The organism is Phyllobacterium myrsinacearum (assembly GCF_014138285.1).
Lineage (GTDB): Bacteria > Pseudomonadota > Alphaproteobacteria > Rhizobiales > Rhizobiaceae > Phyllobacterium > Phyllobacterium myrsinacearum_A.
The window spans coordinates 155,640-173,543 of the sequence record NZ_JACGXN010000009.1; the positions used below are offsets into that span (position 1 = coordinate 155,640).

Genomic DNA, 17,904 nt, shown 5'->3' on the forward strand with positions numbered 1-17,904 from the left:
TGATATTGCTCAAAATGACGTGGGCATGAACAGCCCGCATCAAAATTACACCATTACAACCACGCCTCGATTTCCGCATCGGCAAAGCCCACCGGGCTGAAGCCCATGCGCTGATACATTTGCAGGGCTCGCGGACTGTCGAGCGTGTTGGTCTCGATGATGACCTTTTCCGGGCTGCTCATCCATGCTGTGGTAATGGCTTCACTCAGGAAGAATTTTGCAAGGCCCCGCCCCTGAAACTCCGGCACGAGGCCGAAGTACAGAATTTCAGCCACGCCCGGCTCCTGGTTGACCACGAGCTCGAAAAAGCCAGCGGGTGAGCCGTCCACGTAAAGCACATGGATGTCGACCGAATCCCGGTGAATGATGGCTGACAATGCCTCGTCGCTGAGGTTGCGGTGCACAAACCAATGGTGCGGTTTACCGACCTGCTCGTAGAGAAAGCGATAAAACGGCAGGGAAATCTGTTTCGCCGACATGATCGCGAGCTTGAAACTGGCAGGCGTCGGAACGGAGTAAACAGGCCTGTTGGTCATTTCCAGCAGCGTCACGCGGGTCTTCAGAATTTTGGGCTTGGCTGCCTCGGTCATTGCTCTGCTTCGCCGGTTGCAACAGGTGTATCCTTGTGCGCACCCCATTCGCTCCACGACCCGTCATAAAGAATGTTGTCCTTGTGTCCGAGAGATTCGAGAGCCAGCGTGATCACTGCGGCCGTGATGCCCGAACCGCAGCTGGTAACGACGGGACCGGACAGATCAACGCCCGCATCATCAAGTACCTGCCGCAGACCGGCGAGATTCTTCAAATAACCCTTGTCTGCCAATGCCGACGACGGCACATTGCGCGCGCCAGGCATATGTCCGGAACGAAGACCCTCGCGTGGTTCCGGGTCCTTTCCGACAAAACGGCCCGCCGCCCGCGCATCGGCAATCTGGCGTGATCCCGTATCGACGATCTTGCGCATATCAGCAAAGCTCGCCACCTTGTCCGCCTGAAAATCGACCACAAAGGCTGTCGGCGCAATCTTGGTTGCGTCACTGGTCACAGGTCGGCCATCTTTCTTCCAGTTGTCGAAACCGCCATCCAGCACAAACACGTTCTTCGCGCCCATAGTTCGGAACATCCACCAGACACGCGGCGATGTGTTCATGCCGGGACCATCATAGACGACAATCGTGTCATTGTTCGTGATGCCCATGCTGCTGACGGCGGCGGCGAAAGCTTCAGGCTTCGGCAGCGTGTGCGGCAGCGGTGAATCCGGATCGGACAGCTTTTCATGATCGAAGAACACGGCGCCCGGAATGTGGGCCGCCTTGTATTCGCCCTCCGCATCGCGATTGAGAAACGGGAAATACCACGAGGCGTCGAGAATACTCAGGCCCGGCTTGCCCAATCGTTCCTGCAACCACTCGGGGGAAACCACAAAAGCGCTTTTGTCGGCCATGGTTATTCTCCTTCCGGTAAGGCACCGAAGCGGATACGGAACCGCCGGTTTTCCTTGCCCTTCTTTTCTATTTTGCCAATGTGGATTGCACCGACCTCACCTGTCGTTGCCACGTGCGTTCCCCCGCAAGGCTGCGAGTCGATGGCACCATCCTTACCGATACAGACAAGGCGGATGCGCCCCGTCCCGGTCGGAGGGCGTACATTTTTTGACTTGATAAGGCTCGGATTGGCTGCAAGGTCGCCATCGGTTATCCAGCGCGTGAAAATCGGATGGTTGGCATTGACCAGTTCCATCAGCTTTTCCGTCACGCCTTCCTTGGTCACACCGGCATCCGGCAGGTCGAAATCGACGCGGCTGTCATCTTCGGAAACGGCAGCGCCAGTGATGGGAAACGGGCAGACAACGCTGAGCAGATGGCAGGCGGCGTGCATACGCATCAACTTGTAGCGGCGATCCCAATCGATGCGCAGAAGCACCTTCTCGCCGATGGCTGGCACGGGCTGTTCCGGCGCTGGCACATGGATGATTTCTTCCTTGCTTTCACCCGTTACCGTCGCCGCGATAGCAATCGTGCTGCCATCCGCCCGTACAAACACCCCGGTATCACCGGGTTGGCCGCCTGAGGTGGCGTAGAAAATCGTCTGGTCGGTGAGGATACCACCGCGCTCATTGAGCGCTATAACGGTTGCCTCAATTTCCTTCAGATAGGAATCGTCACGGAAGAGTATCGTTGTATCGTATGCCATCAGCTTCTATTCTCGTAAGGGACGGATATATCGATCTTTTTCTCCATCCACGCCGGGACGGGCAGATCCTTGGAACGCAGGAATTCGGGATTGAACATCTTTGACTGGTAGCGATTGCCGTAGTCGCAGAGGATCGTGACGATGGTATGGCCTGGACCGAGATCGCGCGCCAGCCGGATCGCGCCGGCAATGTTGATGCCGGACGAACCGCCAAGGCAAAGCCCCTCTTCCGTCACGAGATCAAACACCACATCCAGCGCTTCCGCATCGGGTATCTGATAGGAGAAGTCAGGGGTAAAACCTTCCAGATTGGCTGTCACGCGGCCCTGCCCGATACCCTCTGTAATCGAACTGCCGTCAGCCTTGAATTCGCCTGTCGTATAGTAGGAATAAAGTGCTGCCCCCAGCGGATCAGCAAGACCAATCTTGATATCATCATTGCGGGCCTTAAGCCCGGCTGCTGTTCCTGCAAGCGTTCCGCCGGAGCCAACGGCACAGATGAAGCCGTCCACTTTGCCATTTGTATCGCGCCAGATTTCCAGCGCTGTGGTTTCCACGTGCGCCAAGCGGTTGGCAACGTTATCAAACTGGTTGGCCCAGATTGCTCCGTTCGGCTCGGTCCTTGCCATCTGCTCGGCCAGACGTCCAGAGACTTTCACATAATTGTCGGGGTTCTTGTAGGGAACTGCCGGCACTTCAACCAATTCGGCACCGAGCAGACGCAGCGCATCCTTCTTTTCCTGGCTTTGAGTCTCAGGGATAACGATGACCGTACGATAGCCCAGGGTCTTGGCGACCATGGTCAGGCCAATACCGGTATTGCCCGCTGTTCCCTCGACGATGACGCCACCCGGACGCAACAGGCCGCGGTTTTCCGCATCACGGATGATATAGAGCGCCGCCCTGTCCTTGACCGACTGCCCCGGGTTCAGAAATTCGGCCTTGCCGTAAATATCGCATTCGGTCAAAGCCGATGCCTTGCTCAGGCGGATAAGCGGCGTGTTTCCGATAGCGTCGATCACTGAATTCAACATGGGCCAAGTCCTCATTCTGCTTGGCCTGAACCTATTTGCCCGCCGCACGCCATTCAAGCACCGAATGGCAGAAAGTCATGAAAATGCAGGTCTTTATTTCCGGGTAATCCCGCAAGACAGCGGATCGCAGCAAACAAAAAGGCCGCCGATACATCGTACCGGCGGCCTGATTGGTTACCCGTAACGGGGCTTACGCGGCCTTGGCGCCAAAGCTCTTGCGCTTGTTGCGGCGGAACGGACGCTTCTGCTCAGGCGAACCGCCATCATTGCTCCAGACCTTCTCGCCACGTGCTTCACGCGGCTTGCCGGCGCCCTGACCGCGATGCGGCTTCTTGGCCGGTGCGCCATTGCCACCTTCGCGGCGGGCTGGACGCTGGTCGTTGCTGGCAACGCGTGCCGGCAGGCTCGACAGATCAATCGGCGAATCGGCCATTGGCAGACGCATGCGCGTGACGCGCTCGACAGCCTTGAACTTTGAAGCTTCTTCAGCCGGATCGTACAGGGTGATCGCATTGCCCGAAGCGCCGTTACGGCCAGTACGGCCAATACGGTGCACGTAGCTTTCCGGTTCATCCGGCAGGTCGAAATTGATCACGTGACTGATGCCGACGACATCGATGCCGCGAGCGGCGATATCGGTTGCAACGAGAACGCGGACCGAACCGTCCTTGAAGCCGTTAAGCGCGCGCTGGCGGGCATTCTGTGACTTGTTGCCATGAATGGCAGCCACGTCATAACCGTCCTTTTCCAGAACGCGGGTAACTGCATCCGCGCCATGCTTGGTGCGGGTAAAGACGATAACCGAAGACAGCGTTGCGTCCTTCAGCATGGCCGAAAGAACCTGCTTCTTCTGCTTGGTCGGGATCATGTGCACGACCTGCTTGATTTCAGCAGCCGTGGTACCCTGCGGTGCCACTTCCACGCGGATGGGATTGCGCAGCAGGCTTTCAGCCAGCGTTGCAACTTCCTTTGGCATGGTTGCAGAGAACAGCGCGGTCTGACGATCGCGGTGCGTACCCTTGGCGATGCGCTTCACATCGTTGATGAAGCCCATGTCGAGCATACGGTCGGCTTCGTCGAGGACGAGCCAGCGTGTCTCGGACAGATCAATGCGGTTGTCGCGCACGAGATCGGTCAAGCGGCCGGGTGTGGCGATGAGAACATCAACGCCGCCCTGCATCTTGTTGATCTGTGCCACGCGCGATACGCCGCCGAGCACGAGCGCGGTCGAGATGTGTGCGCCCTTGGACAGCATGCGGACCGTTTCTTCGATCTGCACGGCCAATTCGCGGGTTGGAGCGAGAATCAGCGCACGGGCGGTCTTGCCCTTACGCTTGTCGCCGATGGTCAGGATCTTCTGCAGGATCGGCAGGCTGAAAGCCGCCGTCTTGCCGGAGCCCGTCTGGGCAATGCCAAGAATATCCTGGCCTGCGAGCTGTGCCGGGATCGCCTGTTCCTGGATCGGCTTGGGAGTAGCCATTCCAGCTGCCTCGACTGCTTTGAGCAGGATGGCATTCAGACCCATGGCAGCAAAGCCATTCTTTTCAATATTTTCCAATTCAATCTTCTTTCATTGGCCAAGCGTGACGGGAAATCACGGGCCATAAACACACCACAGGGCGCAACCTGCGTGTAACTTATTCGGGATGAACGACGAGACGCGGGGAACCAGAAGATTCCATGCGACTTGCGCAGCCGTGCCTGTGACAGTGTGCCAACAGGACTTAGACGCCACGAAGTCCGCAATCGGAAGACCGGAGTGTCCGGTCCAAGCGCCTGACTGGCATATGGGCTCTCCCGGACAAAAAAGCAAACGATTTTATTGTGCGGCGCAAAATAGCGCTTTCGATGAAACGATTCATCCGGCCAGATTCAACGGCTCCTCCGGTCGTCCCTCGGTCAGACTGCCACTATACAGCGCGGCAATGAGATCGGATTGCGTGACCATGCCCACAAGTTTCTCATTGTCATCAGCCACGGGCAAATGGTGCAGCCCCCTGTCCGCCATGGCTGGCACCAGATCCGTTACCAGTGTTTGCGGGCGGACAAACTGAACTTCACTGGTCATGATGTCGGCAACGGTGCGATGCTTCAGGCGATCCAGCTTGACAGCGCGCCGCAGGCGGCGCGCCAGACCTATACGCAGGTCACCATCACGATCCCAGTTGGCATTTTCCACGAAGTCGGTCTGGGTGACGATGCCGATGATGTTGCGGTGGGCATTCACGACAGGCAATGCCTTGATACGGTGCTTGACCAGCAACGCCCATGCAAGATGCAGCGGCGTATCAGCCTTCACGGTTGCGAGGTCGGTGGACATGATCTGTTCGCAGCGCACCTCGCCGAAGCGGCGGCGATAGGCCTGCATCTCTGTTTTGTGCAGGATGGCATCGAGATCATCCGGGCTGATGTTGAGCACTTCGTCATATTGACGAAGCACCATATCGAGATCCGCAGGGGTAAAACCGATCCGGCGTGTCGGCAACGCATCAGCTGTTTTGTGCACATTGGTAACAGGCACGGCCACGATATGCGGATAGCGGCGGCCTGTCAGATTGTTATAGACAAGCGCCGCCACAAGCAGCAGCAGCGAGTTGAGCCCGACCGGCCAGAGGACGAAACCGTAACCGAGATTGTGTACGACCGGGCCACCAAGCACAGCAGTCAAGGCGACGGCACCACTTGGCGGATGCAGCGAGCGGGTGAGCATCATGGCGAGAATAGCCAGCGAAACGCCAACAGCTGACGCGATGACAAGGTCCGGAATCCATAGGGCACATGTCACGCCAATGACCGCAGCAATCGTGTTGCCAACAATAATGGACCAGGGCTGGGCCAGCGGGCTGGAGGGAACGGCAAACAGCAGAACAGCTGACGCGCCCATCGGCGCAATCAGCAGCGGCACCGCCGTTGTCGCACCAAGCGCCGCCTCGCTGACGACACCGGTGATGAACACCGCCAGCAGCGCACCAAAACAGGCACGCAGGCGCTCCATGGTGCTGACCGGCGCCAGCGCGGGCAGGAATCGCTTCAGATTGGACAGGATTGCTTTCATCATGCGTTCTCGACGTTGCGCTGAAGCGCATACCGCTTGCCGCACAGACTGGCAAAGAATGAATTGCTCGGAATCAACGAATAACCAGAAAAATAATCCTGCCTTTCTGATGAGTCCAGCTATCTGGCGAACCGCTTGGCGCCTGCCACGCACAGAATTACAGCCACTGTCACCAGGATCATCGACCATCCTACGGTCTCGTGAAGAAGTGTTGCCGCGAGTACCAGTCCGAAGAATGGCTGCAGCAGCTGCAACTGCCCCACAGCGGCGATACCGCCCTGTGCCAGTCCGCGATACCAGAAGATAAAGCCGATCAGCATTGAAAACAGGGAGACATAGCCAAGGCCCAGCCATGCGCCCTGCCCGATCACGCCCCAGTCATGCGGCATGACGTAGAGAGTCAGCGGCAACATCAGCGGCAGCGACAGAACCAGCGCCCAGGAGATGACCTGCCAGCCGCCGAGTTTGCGTGAAAGCTGCGCACCTTCCGCATAACCAAGGCCGCAGACGATGATCGCGGCAAGCATCAGGAGATCACCGGCTGGCGAGGCAGCGATGCCCTGATAAACCGCGAAGCCGACAACACACAGGCTGCCCAGACAGGAAAAAATCCAGAACGCCGGACGCGGACGTTCACCGCCCCGCAAGACACCGAAGATCGCCGTCGACAATGGCAGCAGACCGATGAACACAATGGAATGCGCTGACGTGACATGACGCAGCGCCAGCGCCGTCAACAGGGGAAAGCCAACCACAACCCCCATTGCCACAATGAACAGTGACATCAGGTCCGTCTTCGCCGGGCGTTTTTCACGGAAAACCAGCAGCATCGCCAGTCCGAGGAGTGCAGCTATGCTGGCGCGGGCAACCGTCAGAAATACCGGATCAAAATCGCTAACGGCCACACGGGTGGCCGGAAGCGAACCGCTGAAAATCAGCATTCCGACAAATCCGTTGATCCAGCCGCTCGTCATCTTGTCCATTGTCGTACCTCGTTTGCCCAAAGCTCTTCGTCCAGACAGATTCTGTTCGGACAGATTGTCTTGGGTATCAGCCCGTGGTCATGGATTTTCCAGAGACGGTACAGTACAATACCGACAAACTGTCATGGGATAGTGAGCAGTACAGATGGATGAAAAGAGCGAGATTGCCGGACGCGACGCAACGCTTGTCGAACAGGTGATGCAGGCGATTCGCCAACGGATTGCCGGACGCACACTTGGCCCGGGTGCACGTCTGCCTTCGATCCGCAGCTTTGCCGCGACCATGCAGGTGTCCAAATCGACCATTGTGGAAGCCTACGACCGGCTGGCCGCGGACGGAACCATCCAGTCGCGCCGGGGTTCCGGCTTCTATGTGGCGGGTCATATTGCACCGTTGTCGCTGGCGGAAATCGGGCCGCGACTGGATCACGCCATCAACCCGCTGTGGGTATCACGTCTGTCACTGGAGGCTGATGACGATATGCCCAAGCCCGGATGCGGCTGGCTGCCGCCGTCCTGGATGCCGGAGCCGGGTGTACGCCGTGCCCTGCGGACACTCGCCCGCGCCGATGATGCGCTGCTGACCGACTATGCCCAGCCACTGGGACTGAAACCGCTGCGCCAGCTTCTGTCGCGCCGCATGGCTGAACATGGGATCGAGGCGGCTGCCGACCAGATCATGATCACCGAATCCGGCACGCAGGCGATTGATCTGCTGTGCCGCTTCCTGATCGAACCGGGTGATGCGGTCATTGTTGACGATCCCTGCTATTTCAATTTCCATGCATTGTTGCGTGCGCACCGGGTCAAGATCATCAGCGTGCCTTACACCCCGAATGGACCTGATCTCGATCGTTTTGCCGAAGCTTTGGCAGACCATCGCCCTCGCCTGTACATCACCAACTCCGCCCTCCACAATCCAACCGGTGCGGTGCTCTCGCCTGTTACGGCCCACCGCCTGCTCAAACTTGCGGAACAGTACGACCTCACCATCATCGAGGACGACATTTTCGCCGATTTCGAGCATGAACCAGCGCCTCGTCTTGCGGCGTTTGACGGGCTGGAGCGTGTTGTTCACATGGGCAGCTTTTCCAAATCCCTTTCAGCGTCCGTGCGCTGCGGTTTCCTCGCCGCCCGCCGCGACTGGATCGATGGTCTGGTTGATCTGCGCATAGCCACCTCATTTGGGGGTGGACGCCTGTCATCCGAACTCATTCTGCTCATGCTGATGGATGGAACGTACCGTAAGCATATGGATCATCTGCGCGCACGTCTCGCTCACGCGATGGGCGAAACCGCTACCAAACTCAAAACGCTTGGCGTGACACCCTGGATTGAACCGCGTGGCGGCATGTTTCTCTGGTGCAAGCTGCCTGAAGGTATCGATGCAGCAAAAGTCGCCCGGACAGGACTGCAGGAGAGAATCGTTTTTGCGCCTGGCAATGTGTTCAGCCAAACCCTGTCAGCAAACAATTATATGCGTTTCAACGTGGCTCAATGTGCAGACCCCCGCATTTTCCGGGTGCTGGAAACGGCATTAGATAGCTGAGAGCATACCCTGCAGGGTTGAGACAGTCCGCCAGTTGCGCGATGTCAGCGGCACTTTCAGCACCTTGTCCAGCGCTTCCGCCAGTTTCGAGGTGCCGAAGCCCTCTGGCGTATAGAGATAGAGCACCCGGTTACGCACTGTAAATTCTTCCGTATCGTTGGCCTTTTTGGCCAGCTCCATCAGCGCCATATCGGTCGGATCATCATCCATGATGACGGCGTGCAGGCTTTTCGGATCATCCAACGCCTGCGGATAGGCATTCCTGGCAATCATCTGGTCCCATTCGGCTGCCGTGCGGATCGTGACACGCGATGGAAAGCCGAACGTACGGGGAAACAGCTCCGTGATCGTTTCGGCAACACGGCGCGCCGTCTGATCGGATGTCAAAATCACATTGCCGCTTTGTACGTAAGTCCTGACATTTTCAAACCCGGCTACGCCCAGTATCGTGCGCAATGTTTCCATTTTGACGATCTTGTTGCCGCCCACATTGATGCCTCTGAAAAGCACGACATATTTGGTCATGGTGCTCCTTGGTCGACCTGCTCTGCCAGACGCGCGAGATTTATCACCGTGTTCCAATTGCGAGCCGTTGCTGCGACCTTCAGTGTCGACTCGATTTTGCTGAACAGTTTGGATTCGGAAGCGCCCTGAGGCGGGTAATAATAGAGCACCTTGCCTGCGACAGCGAACTGTTCCGGTCCGCTGTTCTTGCGCGCCAGTGCTTCGATTGCCGCATTGTCCGGGTTGCCATCGAGGATGTAAGCGTGGAGTTTGTTGCGTTCGGACGCTGATTCAGGGAATGGATTGTCTGCAATGACCTTTTTCCACGCCGCCTTGCTGACAATCATAATGGATTTAGAAAAAGAAAACTTTTCCAGACAGATAGCAGCGATTCTTGCAACGATCTGCTTTGGTGTTCTGTCTGAAACCAGAACCACATTGCCGGTATTGATATAAGTCACAACCTTCTCGAAACCGTCTGCCAGAAGCGCAGCCTTCAGCGGTTGTACCGGCAGAAGTGTTGCACCGCCGACGCCGCGAAACAGTATAATGTAGGTCGTTTTACGCCCCATGCCACCTTCTAAGCCTGACGCCGGGATTTTCCCCTCACGCCATGCCAACCCATTACCCCTGCGCTGATCTTTACATCTGGTGGTGGGAACTGCAACCGCTGGATGCGGCTAGATAATGAGCCCGGCGATTGTTTCGTTCTCGGTAATATCCTGATAGGCCCAGCCCGCTTCATCAAAGCGTTTGAACAACGCGTCGAAATTAGCCTTCTGCTTGGTCTCAATGCCGATCAGCACCGAACCGAAATTGCGTGCCGATTTCTTGAGATATTCAAAGCGCGCGACATCATCCTCCGGACCGAGCAGATCGAGGAATGAACGCAGAGCACCAGGACGCTGCGGGAAACGGAAAATAAAATACTTCTTCAGCCCTTCGTAGCGCAGTGAACGTTCCTTGAGTTCCGGCAGGCGTTCAAAATCAAAATTGCTGCCTGATATGACGAGAATAATACGCTTGCCCTTCAGGTCACTCTTCTTGAAGTCCTTGAGGGCGTCGATGGCAAGTGCACCGGCGGGCTCGACAACGATACCTTCGATGTTCAGCATCTCGATAATAGTCGAGCTCAGGCGGTTTTCCGGAATCAACATCACAGAATCCGCCGTGAACTCCTTGAGTAGTTTGAAGTTTTCGCGGCCGATCTCGGCAACGGCAGCACCATCGACAAAGTTATCGACCGTATCAAGTTTGACGCGTTTTCCCGCTTCCAGACTGCGCTTGAGACTGGGCGCACCGGCGGGCTCGACGAAGCGGAAACGCGTTTCCCAGCCAAGGTCGGTAAGATACCTCGTTACCCCGGCCGACAGACCACCACCACCCACCGGCAGGATGATCAGGTCGGGCTTGCGCTTGTCTGGAAGCTGCGCCGCGATCTCATGCGCAACGGTTGCCTGACCTGTGATGATATCAGCGTGGTCAAAGGGCGGCACCATGACGGCCCCCTTCTCGGCGGCAAAATCCTGCGCCGCTGCGTAGCACTGATCGAAAATGTCGCCGACGAGACGGATTTCGATGAACTCGCCGCCGAATGTCCGGGTCTTGTCGATCTTCTGCTGCGGGGTCGTCACCGGCATGAAAACCACACCATGCTTGCCGAAATGCCGGCAAATAAAGGCAAAGCCTTGCGCATGATTGCCTGCCGAAGCGCAGACGAAGGCTGCATCTTCAGTTTTGTGCTCGTTCAGATAGTGCGCAATGAAATTGAAGGCACCGCGAATCTTGTAGGAGCGAACCGGCGACAAATCTTCGCGTTTCAGCCAGATCTGCGCGCCATATTTCTGCGAAAGATAGTGATTGAGTTGCAGCGGCGTTTCCGGGAACAGCGCGCGCATCTTTTCTGTCGCACGGTCCACGGCCTTGATGAATGCAGTCATAGGAACAGGTCAACCTTCTCGAATGTTCTGACATCGATAATACCGACGTCGGAAATACGCAATTCAGGAATGACCACAAGCGCCAGCAGCGAATGCTGCATATAGGCATTGTTGAGGCTGCAACCCATGGCGCGCATGGCGTTGACAAGCTTGTCCGCCTTGGCTGCAACGACTTCTGCCCGCTGGTCGGACATGAGCCCGGCAATCGGCATTTCCACCAAGGCCAACTCGCGTCCCTTGGAGAACAGCACCACACCGCCGCCCACTTCGCCGAGACGGTTGGCAGCCTTGGCCATATCATCCTTGTTGGTGCCAACAACAATCATGTGGTGACTGTCGTGGGCAACGGTCGAAGCCATGGCGCAATCCAGCGTATAACCAAATCCGGAGACAAAGCCATTGACCACAGCTCCGGTACCGCGATGGCGCTCCACGAGCGCAATCTGGCAGACATCATTGCGCCGGTCCATCTGTACAATGCCGTCGGAGACGGACAGCTCGGCTTCCAGCGCCTTCGTCGGCGCCTGGTTCTCAATCACTCCAATGACGCGCGCAGTAACATGCTTGGTCGGTTTCGGCGCCTTAATGTCGAAATCTTTGGCATTGAGTTTCTTGCCAAGCTTGATCGTGTTTTTGGCAAACGCTGGGTAGTTATAAGCCGGAATTTCGGCGGCAAGCTTGCCCTTCTCCGCCAGAAGCACGCCACGGCCATAGACCCGGTCAATGGTCAGATTGGCAAGGTCTGATACAATGAGGAAGTCGGCAAGACGGCCGGGAGTGATCGATCCGATCTCGCGTTCCATGCGGAAATGCTGGGCGGTGTTGAGCGTTGCCATCTGAATCGCCGTCACCGGCTTCAATCCTTGCGCGATAGCATGCCGCACAACCCTGTCCATGTGCCCGTCATTAACCAGCGTGCCCGAATGACTGTCATCGGTGCACAGAATGAAGTTACGCGGATCGAGCCCCTGCTCCGTCACCGCTTTGATCTGGCTGGCGACATCATACCAGGCTGAGCCAAGCCGCAGCATGGCGCGCATGCCCTGACGCACGCGGGCAATCGCGTCTTCCATGCGTGTACCCTCGTGATCGTCTTCCGGCCCGCCTGCCACGTAACCATGAAAGGCACGGCCGAGTTCCGGCGAGGCAAAGTGGCCGCCGACGGTCTTGCCAGCCTTGACTGTTGCATCGATACCGCCGCGCATGGTGGGATCATTGTTGGCAACACCGGGAAAATTCATCACCTCGCCCAGACCGACGATATTTGGCCATGTCATGGCCTCAGCCACATCGGCGGGGCTGATCGAAGCCCCGGCATTTTCCAGTCCCGGAGCCGAGGGAACACAGCTCGGCATCTGCACATGCACATTGATCGGCATGGCAAGTGCCTCGTCATGCATAAGCCGCACGCCCTCAAGGCCAAGCACATTGGCAATTTCATGCGGATCGATGAACATGGACGTTGTTCCATGCGGGATAACGGCGCGCGTGAATTCGGTCACCGTGACCATGCCGCTTTCCACATGCATATGCGCATCGCAAAGACCCGGCACGAGGTAGCGGCCACCCGCATCGATCACCTTGGTCTTCGGTCCGATGCAATGTTCGGCACCGTGGCCCACAAAGGCAAATCGCCCGGCAACAATGGCGATATCGATACCGGCGATAATCTCGCCCGAATACACGCTGACAAGGCGGCCATTGCGCACGACAAGATCAGCGTGGCTGCGGCCCATGGCGACATCCACCAGCAACGGCGCTGATTCTGTCCATGCCTGCGGTTTGTTGCCGGGTTTCGCCTGTCTGCTCATCTCATCACCTCATTGACTGCTTTCTCAATGCATATACCAAAATGACGCTTTCGCGGCGCAATCATCAAAAAAAATCGTGATACCAATGAATTACTTGACATAGGCGCTCTGGTTAAGTCCGATAGCATCGGGTGCAAGGCGCCGCCACGAGACTGCCAATATCCACGGAGGAAAAAGGGTATGGCGGTATCACGGCGCAATATATTGAACTCATATAAACGCATTGCTCGGGGAGGAAACTTAATGCGCAAATTCTCGCTTACACTCGCGGCCACGGCTGCCGTTGCCCTGCTTTCAACCAGCGCCTACGCGGCTGGTTATCCGGAACGCAACATCACGATGGTCGTCCCGTTCTCGGCTGGCGGACCCACAGACACCGTGACACGTCTTGTAGCTGAATCCATGTCGAAAGATCTTGGCCAGCAGATTATCGTCGAGAATGTCGGCGGTGCAGGCGGTACGCTGGGTGCATCGCAGGTCGCCAAGGCGGAAGCCGATGGTTATACGCTGCTGTTGCATCACATTGGCATGGCGACCAGCGCCACGCTCTATCGCAAGCTGCCCTATGACACGCTCAATGCGTTTGAATATGTCGGGCTCGTCACTGACGTCCCGATGACCGTTGTCGCCAAGAAGGATTTCGAAGCGAAGGACCTCAAGGGTCTGGTTGAATATGTGAAAGCCAACGCCGACAAGGTCAGTCTCGCCAATGCCGGTATCGGCGCGGCGTCCCATCTCTGCGGCATGCTGTTCATGAGCGAAATCAAGACACCGCTCGTTACGGTTCCCTATAAGGGTACTGGGCCAGCCATGACCGATCTTTTGGGCGGGCAGGTCGACCTGATGTGCGATCAGACCACCAATACGACCAAGCAGATCAAGGGTGGCACCATCAAAGCCTATGCCGTCACCTCCGCCAAACGCCTGGCGGCGCTGCCTGATGTGCCGACAGTTGCCGAGGCCGGTCTGCCCGGCCTGCAGGTGGGTATCTGGCACGGCATCTACGCGCCGAAGGGCACGCCAAAAGAGGTCACGGAAAAACTGTCCGCGTCACTTCAGAAAGCCTTGAAGGATCCGAACATCATTGCCCGGTTTGCTGAACTTGGCACCGTGCCCGTCAGCGATGCGGAAGCAACCCCTGCAGGTCTGAAGACCAAACTTGAAAGCGAAGTCACACGCTGGAAGCCTGTGATCGAGGCGGCCGGACAATACGCCGACTGATCGTATCGTCGGTCTGATTTGCCAAAATCATCTCCCCCACACCGGGGAGATGAAACGGGGTATCAGATACAACAAGCCGAAAAAGGCATCTGTGGGGGTTCTATGAAATCGTTGAGTTTCAGTTCACGCGATCTGATTTGCGGACTTCTGTTCATCGCAGCAGGTCTGGTTTTCGCCATTCAGGCCTATGGCCTCGAGCTTGGCACGGCTTTCCGCATGGGGCCGGGCTATTTCCCGCTGGTTCTTGCGGGTATCCTGATCGTGCTTGGTATCATCGTCATCATTCAGGGAACCCAGCTCGAACATGAACCAATGGGACCAATTGCCTGGCGCGGTATACTGTTCATCCTGCCTGCACCGATAATCTTCGGCCTGACAGTGCGGGGGCTCGGCTTTGTCCCCTCGCTTTTCATAACTGCGCTTTGGGCGGCTTTTGCCAGCGTCAAAATGAAACCGGGCATGGCCCTCATTCTCGTCAGCGGTCTGACGCTGTTTTCCGTAATCGTCTTCAGCTACGCACTCGGACTGCCCTTCAGGCGGTTCGGTCCATGGCTCGGACAGTGAGGGCTGTATCATGGATCTTCTGAGCAATCTCGCCCTCGGTTTCGCCACGGCCGCCTCGCCCTGGAACCTGTTTTTCTGCTTTATTGGCGTCATCCTCGGCACATTGATTGGCGTTCTCCCCGGCATCGGAGCAACGGCAACCATCGCCATGCTGCTGCCTATCACCTTTCAGCTCGAGCCGGTCTCATCGCTGATCATGCTCGCCGGCATCTATTACGGCGCGCAGTATGGCGGATCGACCACGGCTATTCTTATCAACATGCCGGGTGAATCGTCGTCCGCCGTCACCGCCATTGACGGGTATCAGATGGCACGAAAGGGCCGTGCCGGTGCGGCTCTAGCAATAGCCGCCATCGGTTCGTTCTTTGCCGGAACGGTCTCGACCTTTCTCGTTGCGGTGTTTGCTCCGCCACTGACCGCCGTTGCCCTGAAGTTTGGCTCTGCTGAATATTTCTCGCTGATGATCGTCGGCCTCGTATCTTCCATCGCCCTCGCCCACGGCTCGGTGGTGAAGGCACTTGGGATGGTGGTGCTCGGGCTCCTGCTTGGTCTTGTCGGTACCGACATTTACACCGGTACACCGCGTTTCAATCTCGGCATTCTTGAGCTCTCCGACGGCCTCAACTTTGTAGCTGTCGCCGTCGGCGTGTTCGGTATTGCAGAAATCCTGCGCAATCTTGAAAACGAACACGACCGCGAGGTCATGATCAAGAAGGTGAGCAATCTCTGGCCAACGCGGCAGGACTGGAAGGAAATGACAGCGCCGATCCTGCGCGGCACAGCCATCGGTTCCGCTCTGGGGATCCTGCCCGGCGGCGGCGCGATTCTCGCCTCCTTCGCCTCCTACACGGTGGAGAAACGCATGTCGAAAACCCCGGAGGAGTTCGGCAAGGGAGCGATTGCAGGTGTTGCCGGTCCGGAATCTGCCAACAATGCCGGTGCACAGACATCTTTCATTCCGATGCTGACGCTCGGCATTCCCGCCAATCCGGTCATGGCATTGATGATCGGCGCCATGATCATTCAGGGCATCGTGCCTGGTCCCAATGTGGCAACGGAGCAGCCCGCCCTGTTCTGGGGCATCATCGCATCCATGTGGATCGGCAACCTGATGCTCATTCTCCTCAACCTGCCATTGATCGGCCTGTGGGTGAAGCTGCTGACCATTCCCTACTACATGCTGTTTCCCGCCATCATCGCGTTCTGCGCGATTGGCGTTTACAGCGTCAACTCCAACGTATTCGACCTCTTTGCCGTCGCCTTCTTCGGCCTGATCGGATATGTGCTGGCCAAACTGCGATGCGAACCGGCACCCTTGCTGCTCGGCTTCGTTCTCGGCCCCCTGCTTGAGGAGCATTTGCGCCGGGCCATGATCATGTCGCGCGGCGATCCATCGACCTTCGTGACACGGCCAATCAGCCTGACACTGCTGATCCTTGCTGCCGCGGTACTGGTGGTCGTGCTGCTGCCCAGCATTCGCAAAAAGCGCGACGAGGTTTTTGTCGAGGAAGTATAGACGCTCGATGCCGGCGCGTCAGCGCGCCGGTACGATCACATAACTCACTACCCTGCTTTGATCAGGATAGTACTTGTAGGTCAGCGTCACGGTCTTGATCGCAGTGGACGGGTTGGTGATGCCGGCGTTCTGCATGAGCTTCTCTACCACCGGATTGGGGCCCTCGCCGAACCAGACGAACAGGGCCGGAAAGCGGATACGCGCTGCGGCATTGGGCATTTCCCAATGGACTGGCGTGACGGAACCATCATAGAGACGCAAGTTCCCCGGCAATTGCGGCCCATCTGAAACCACACTCAGATAATTTCCGTCGGCACGCGTTACCGCAAAGAGTTTTGCATAATCCAGCTGCCCGATGGACGGAACGCCGCCGTCGCGGGCATGGAGAATATTGAATGCCAAAATCGGAATCACCGCCAAACCACAAAGCGCGCCGACCAAGGCAAAGCGTTTCAGCGGCAGATCAGACGCGATATAGCGCCCCAGTACAATCGACAGATAAAGCGGCGAAAGGAACAGAACCGGCTGCAGCCAGCGATCCTTGACCTCGGCGGCACCGCTGATCAGCACGCCGATGAACACACACACCAGCGCAAACATGATGATACGGGATACTAGGGTCTCGCCATCGGTCCAGCCTGTCTTCGGCGTGACCTGTTGGGCACGACTGCGCCACCAGGCGATCGCGAAGAACACCAGGGCCACACCGGAGAACAGAATACCGTTGAGGAACAATTTCCACTCGCCATGCAGGCGGCTAATGAGAAACTGCCCCCCTTCATTCAACTGAAACTTGTGCGATCGCGCCAGCAGATTATCCATATGGGACAGCGCCCAAAGTGCGGTTGGGCCAACCGCCGCCAGAAAGACAAGCAGCGTCAGAATGGATTTGGACGACAGGAGGACAGCACGGTAGGAAGGAATCGAAAAGCCAGCCAGGATCATGCCGATAAGAAAAAATCCCGCATTGAACTTTCCGAGAAGCCCCGCGGCAATTCCCAAACCCAACAGCGCTGCAGAAAGCCACGAGCGGGATTTCATGTGCCAGGCAAAGGCCAGAAACGCCCATGCGCAACCGGTCGTGGCACCCACGGAATGCGTCAGGGTCCGCTGGGATTCCCACGCAATCTGGGGCAGCAAGAATACGCCGACCATTCCCGCCGTCGCAACCGCCTTTGACATGCCGAGCAGGCGGGCACCACAATAAACACTGACGAAAAGGCTGGCCAGCATGCCGAACTTGACCAGAAAAACCGTGAACATACTGATGCCGAGAACATCCCCGGCTACACTGTTGATCCATGTATAGAGCGGAGGCTGCGAACCGCCATATCCCCATTGCAACGCACCGACATAGGCAAGCTGCTCGGCATCATCGACACCGGCGCCATTGGAAATGCTGGTCAGGAAGAACACCTGAAAGGCGAAATACAGGAGCACAAACACGAGTCCCGGATTTTCCGACGTAAACTGTTTGATACTGCTCAAAGGAGATTGGATCGGAATAGCTGGCATTGTCTCTGTACCGTTGGTT

General features: G+C 57.2%; 16 protein-coding genes. 4 read left to right on the forward strand and 12 right to left on the reverse strand.

The window, feature by feature from the left end; all coding sequences use genetic code 11:
• Window positions 1-53 precede the first annotated feature (53 nt).
• From FHW16_RS22185 to FHW16_RS22215, 7 genes are all read right to left on the reverse strand, one after another.
• Window positions 54-590 (reverse strand): GNAT family N-acetyltransferase, encoded by a 537-nt coding sequence (locus FHW16_RS22185; protein ID WP_182551460.1) that lies wholly within the window; start codon window positions 588-590, stop codon window positions 54-56.
• The gene (gene sseA / locus FHW16_RS22190; protein ID WP_182551461.1) at window positions 587-1,444 is read right to left on the reverse strand and encodes a 3-mercaptopyruvate sulfurtransferase; all 858 of its coding nucleotides are present in this window, start codon (window positions 1,442-1,444) and stop codon (window positions 587-589) included. Before sseA ends, FHW16_RS22185 begins: the two co-directional genes overlap by 4 nt.
• Before the next feature lie 2 nt (window positions 1,445-1,446).
• A complete protein-coding gene (locus FHW16_RS22195; protein ID WP_182551462.1) occupies window positions 1,447-2,193 on the reverse strand; it encodes an alanyl-tRNA editing protein in 747 nt (248 codons plus the stop codon).
• On the reverse strand, window positions 2,193-3,227 hold the full coding sequence (locus FHW16_RS22200; protein ID WP_182551463.1) for a cysteine synthase A: 1,035 nt from the start codon (window positions 3,225-3,227) through the stop codon (window positions 2,193-2,195). The genes FHW16_RS22195 and FHW16_RS22200 overlap by 1 nt, the downstream gene beginning before the upstream one ends.
• A gap of 190 nt (window positions 3,228-3,417) precedes the next feature.
• Window positions 3,418-4,752, reverse strand: coding sequence for a DEAD/DEAH box helicase (locus FHW16_RS22205; protein ID WP_182551509.1), 1,335 nt, complete (start codon window positions 4,750-4,752; stop codon window positions 3,418-3,420).
• A 333-nt stretch (window positions 4,753-5,085) separates the two neighbouring features.
• Entirely contained in the window at window positions 5,086-6,282 is a 1,197-nt protein-coding gene (locus tag FHW16_RS22210; protein WP_432652071.1) for an HPP family protein, read from the reverse strand.
• A 119-nt stretch (window positions 6,283-6,401) separates the two neighbouring features.
• Window positions 6,402-7,265, reverse strand: coding sequence for a DMT family transporter (locus tag FHW16_RS22215; RefSeq protein ID WP_182551465.1), 864 nt, complete (start codon window positions 7,263-7,265; stop codon window positions 6,402-6,404).
• A 145-nt stretch (window positions 7,266-7,410) separates the two neighbouring features.
• Between FHW16_RS22215 and FHW16_RS22220 the strand changes: the two genes are divergently transcribed.
• Entirely contained in the window at window positions 7,411-8,814 is a 1,404-nt protein-coding gene (locus FHW16_RS22220) for a PLP-dependent aminotransferase family protein (protein WP_182551466.1), read from the forward strand.
• Here the strand turns inward: FHW16_RS22220 and FHW16_RS22225 are convergent.
• The 4 genes from FHW16_RS22225 to ade all read right to left on the reverse strand — a co-directional run bounded on the left by FHW16_RS22225 (window position 8,803) and on the right by ade (window position 13,069).
• Window positions 8,803-9,339, reverse strand: a complete 537-nt coding sequence (locus FHW16_RS22225) for a DUF1697 domain-containing protein (protein WP_182551467.1) — start codon at window positions 9,337-9,339, stop codon at window positions 8,803-8,805. The genes FHW16_RS22220 and FHW16_RS22225 overlap by 12 nt on opposite strands.
• Window positions 9,336-9,890 (reverse strand): DUF1697 domain-containing protein, encoded by a 555-nt coding sequence (locus FHW16_RS22230; protein WP_182551468.1) that lies wholly within the window; start codon window positions 9,888-9,890, stop codon window positions 9,336-9,338. The genes FHW16_RS22225 and FHW16_RS22230 overlap by 4 nt, the downstream gene beginning before the upstream one ends.
• Window positions 9,891-9,998: 108 nt before the next feature.
• Complete coding sequence (gene ilvA, locus FHW16_RS22235) at window positions 9,999-11,258, reverse strand: threonine ammonia-lyase IlvA (protein WP_182551469.1); 1,260 nt, start codon at window positions 11,256-11,258, stop codon at window positions 9,999-10,001.
• Window positions 11,255-13,069, reverse strand: a complete 1,815-nt coding sequence (gene ade / locus FHW16_RS22240; protein ID WP_182551470.1) for an adenine deaminase — start codon at window positions 13,067-13,069, stop codon at window positions 11,255-11,257. The genes ilvA and ade overlap by 4 nt, the downstream gene beginning before the upstream one ends.
• 243 nt (window positions 13,070-13,312) lie before the next feature.
• Between ade and FHW16_RS22245 the strand changes: the two genes are divergently transcribed.
• From FHW16_RS22245 to FHW16_RS22255, 3 genes are all read left to right on the forward strand, one after another.
• Window positions 13,313-14,290: a tripartite tricarboxylate transporter substrate binding protein BugD gene (locus FHW16_RS22245; RefSeq protein ID WP_182551471.1), complete on the forward strand. Its 978-nt coding sequence runs from the start codon at window positions 13,313-13,315 to the stop codon at window positions 14,288-14,290.
• A 102-nt stretch (window positions 14,291-14,392) separates the two neighbouring features.
• Window positions 14,393-14,854 carry a tripartite tricarboxylate transporter TctB family protein gene (locus FHW16_RS22250; protein ID WP_182551472.1) on the forward strand — a complete coding sequence of 154 codons (462 nt, stop codon included), beginning with the start codon at window positions 14,393-14,395 and terminating at the stop codon, window positions 14,852-14,854.
• A 10-nt stretch (window positions 14,855-14,864) separates the two neighbouring features.
• Complete coding sequence (locus FHW16_RS22255) at window positions 14,865-16,370, forward strand: tripartite tricarboxylate transporter permease (protein WP_182551473.1); 1,506 nt, start codon at window positions 14,865-14,867, stop codon at window positions 16,368-16,370.
• 18 nt (window positions 16,371-16,388) lie between these two features.
• Here FHW16_RS22255 and FHW16_RS22260 read toward each other — a convergent pair whose 3' ends face one another.
• Window positions 16,389-17,858 carry an ArnT family glycosyltransferase gene (locus tag FHW16_RS22260; protein WP_182551474.1) on the reverse strand — a complete coding sequence of 490 codons (1,470 nt, stop codon included), beginning with the start codon at window positions 17,856-17,858 and terminating at the stop codon, window positions 16,389-16,391.
• Between the last annotated feature and the right edge of the window lie 46 nt (window positions 17,859-17,904).

Excerpts from the sequence above, each read along its gene's own strand:
- FHW16_RS22185 (WP_182551460.1), bottom strand. The coding sequence starts at position 590 with ATGACCGAGGCAGCCAAGCCCAAAATTCTGAAGACCCGCGTGACGCTG.
- ilvA (WP_182551469.1), bottom strand. The coding sequence starts at position 11,258 with ATGACTGCATTCATCAAGGCCGTGGACCGTGCGACAGAAAAGATGCGC.
- FHW16_RS22200 (WP_182551463.1), bottom strand. The coding sequence starts at position 3,227 with ATGTTGAATTCAGTGATCGACGCTATCGGAAACACGCCGCTTATCCGC.
- FHW16_RS22255 (WP_182551473.1), top strand. The coding sequence starts at position 14,865 with ATGGATCTTCTGAGCAATCTCGCCCTCGGTTTCGCCACGGCCGCCTCG.
- FHW16_RS22210 (WP_432652071.1), bottom strand. The coding sequence starts at position 6,282 with ATGAAAGCAATCCTGTCCAATCTGAAGCGATTCCTGCCCGCGCTGGCG.
- FHW16_RS22250 (WP_182551472.1), top strand. The coding sequence starts at position 14,393 with ATGAAATCGTTGAGTTTCAGTTCACGCGATCTGATTTGCGGACTTCTG.
- FHW16_RS22195 (WP_182551462.1), bottom strand. The coding sequence starts at position 2,193 with ATGGCATACGATACAACGATACTCTTCCGTGACGATTCCTATCTGAAG.
- FHW16_RS22225 (WP_182551467.1), bottom strand. The coding sequence starts at position 9,339 with ATGACCAAATATGTCGTGCTTTTCAGAGGCATCAATGTGGGCGGCAAC.
- ade (WP_182551470.1), bottom strand. The coding sequence starts at position 13,069 with ATGAGCAGACAGGCGAAACCCGGCAACAAACCGCAGGCATGGACAGAA.
- FHW16_RS22245 (WP_182551471.1), top strand. The coding sequence starts at position 13,313 with ATGCGCAAATTCTCGCTTACACTCGCGGCCACGGCTGCCGTTGCCCTG.
- FHW16_RS22205 (WP_182551509.1), bottom strand. The coding sequence starts at position 4,752 with ATGGGTCTGAATGCCATCCTGCTCAAAGCAGTCGAGGCAGCTGGAATG.
- FHW16_RS22215 (WP_182551465.1), bottom strand. The coding sequence starts at position 7,265 with ATGGACAAGATGACGAGCGGCTGGATCAACGGATTTGTCGGAATGCTG.
- FHW16_RS22220 (WP_182551466.1), top strand. The coding sequence starts at position 7,411 with ATGGATGAAAAGAGCGAGATTGCCGGACGCGACGCAACGCTTGTCGAA.
- sseA (WP_182551461.1), bottom strand. The coding sequence starts at position 1,444 with ATGGCCGACAAAAGCGCTTTTGTGGTTTCCCCCGAGTGGTTGCAGGAA.
- FHW16_RS22230 (WP_182551468.1), bottom strand. The coding sequence starts at position 9,890 with ATGGGGCGTAAAACGACCTACATTATACTGTTTCGCGGCGTCGGCGGT.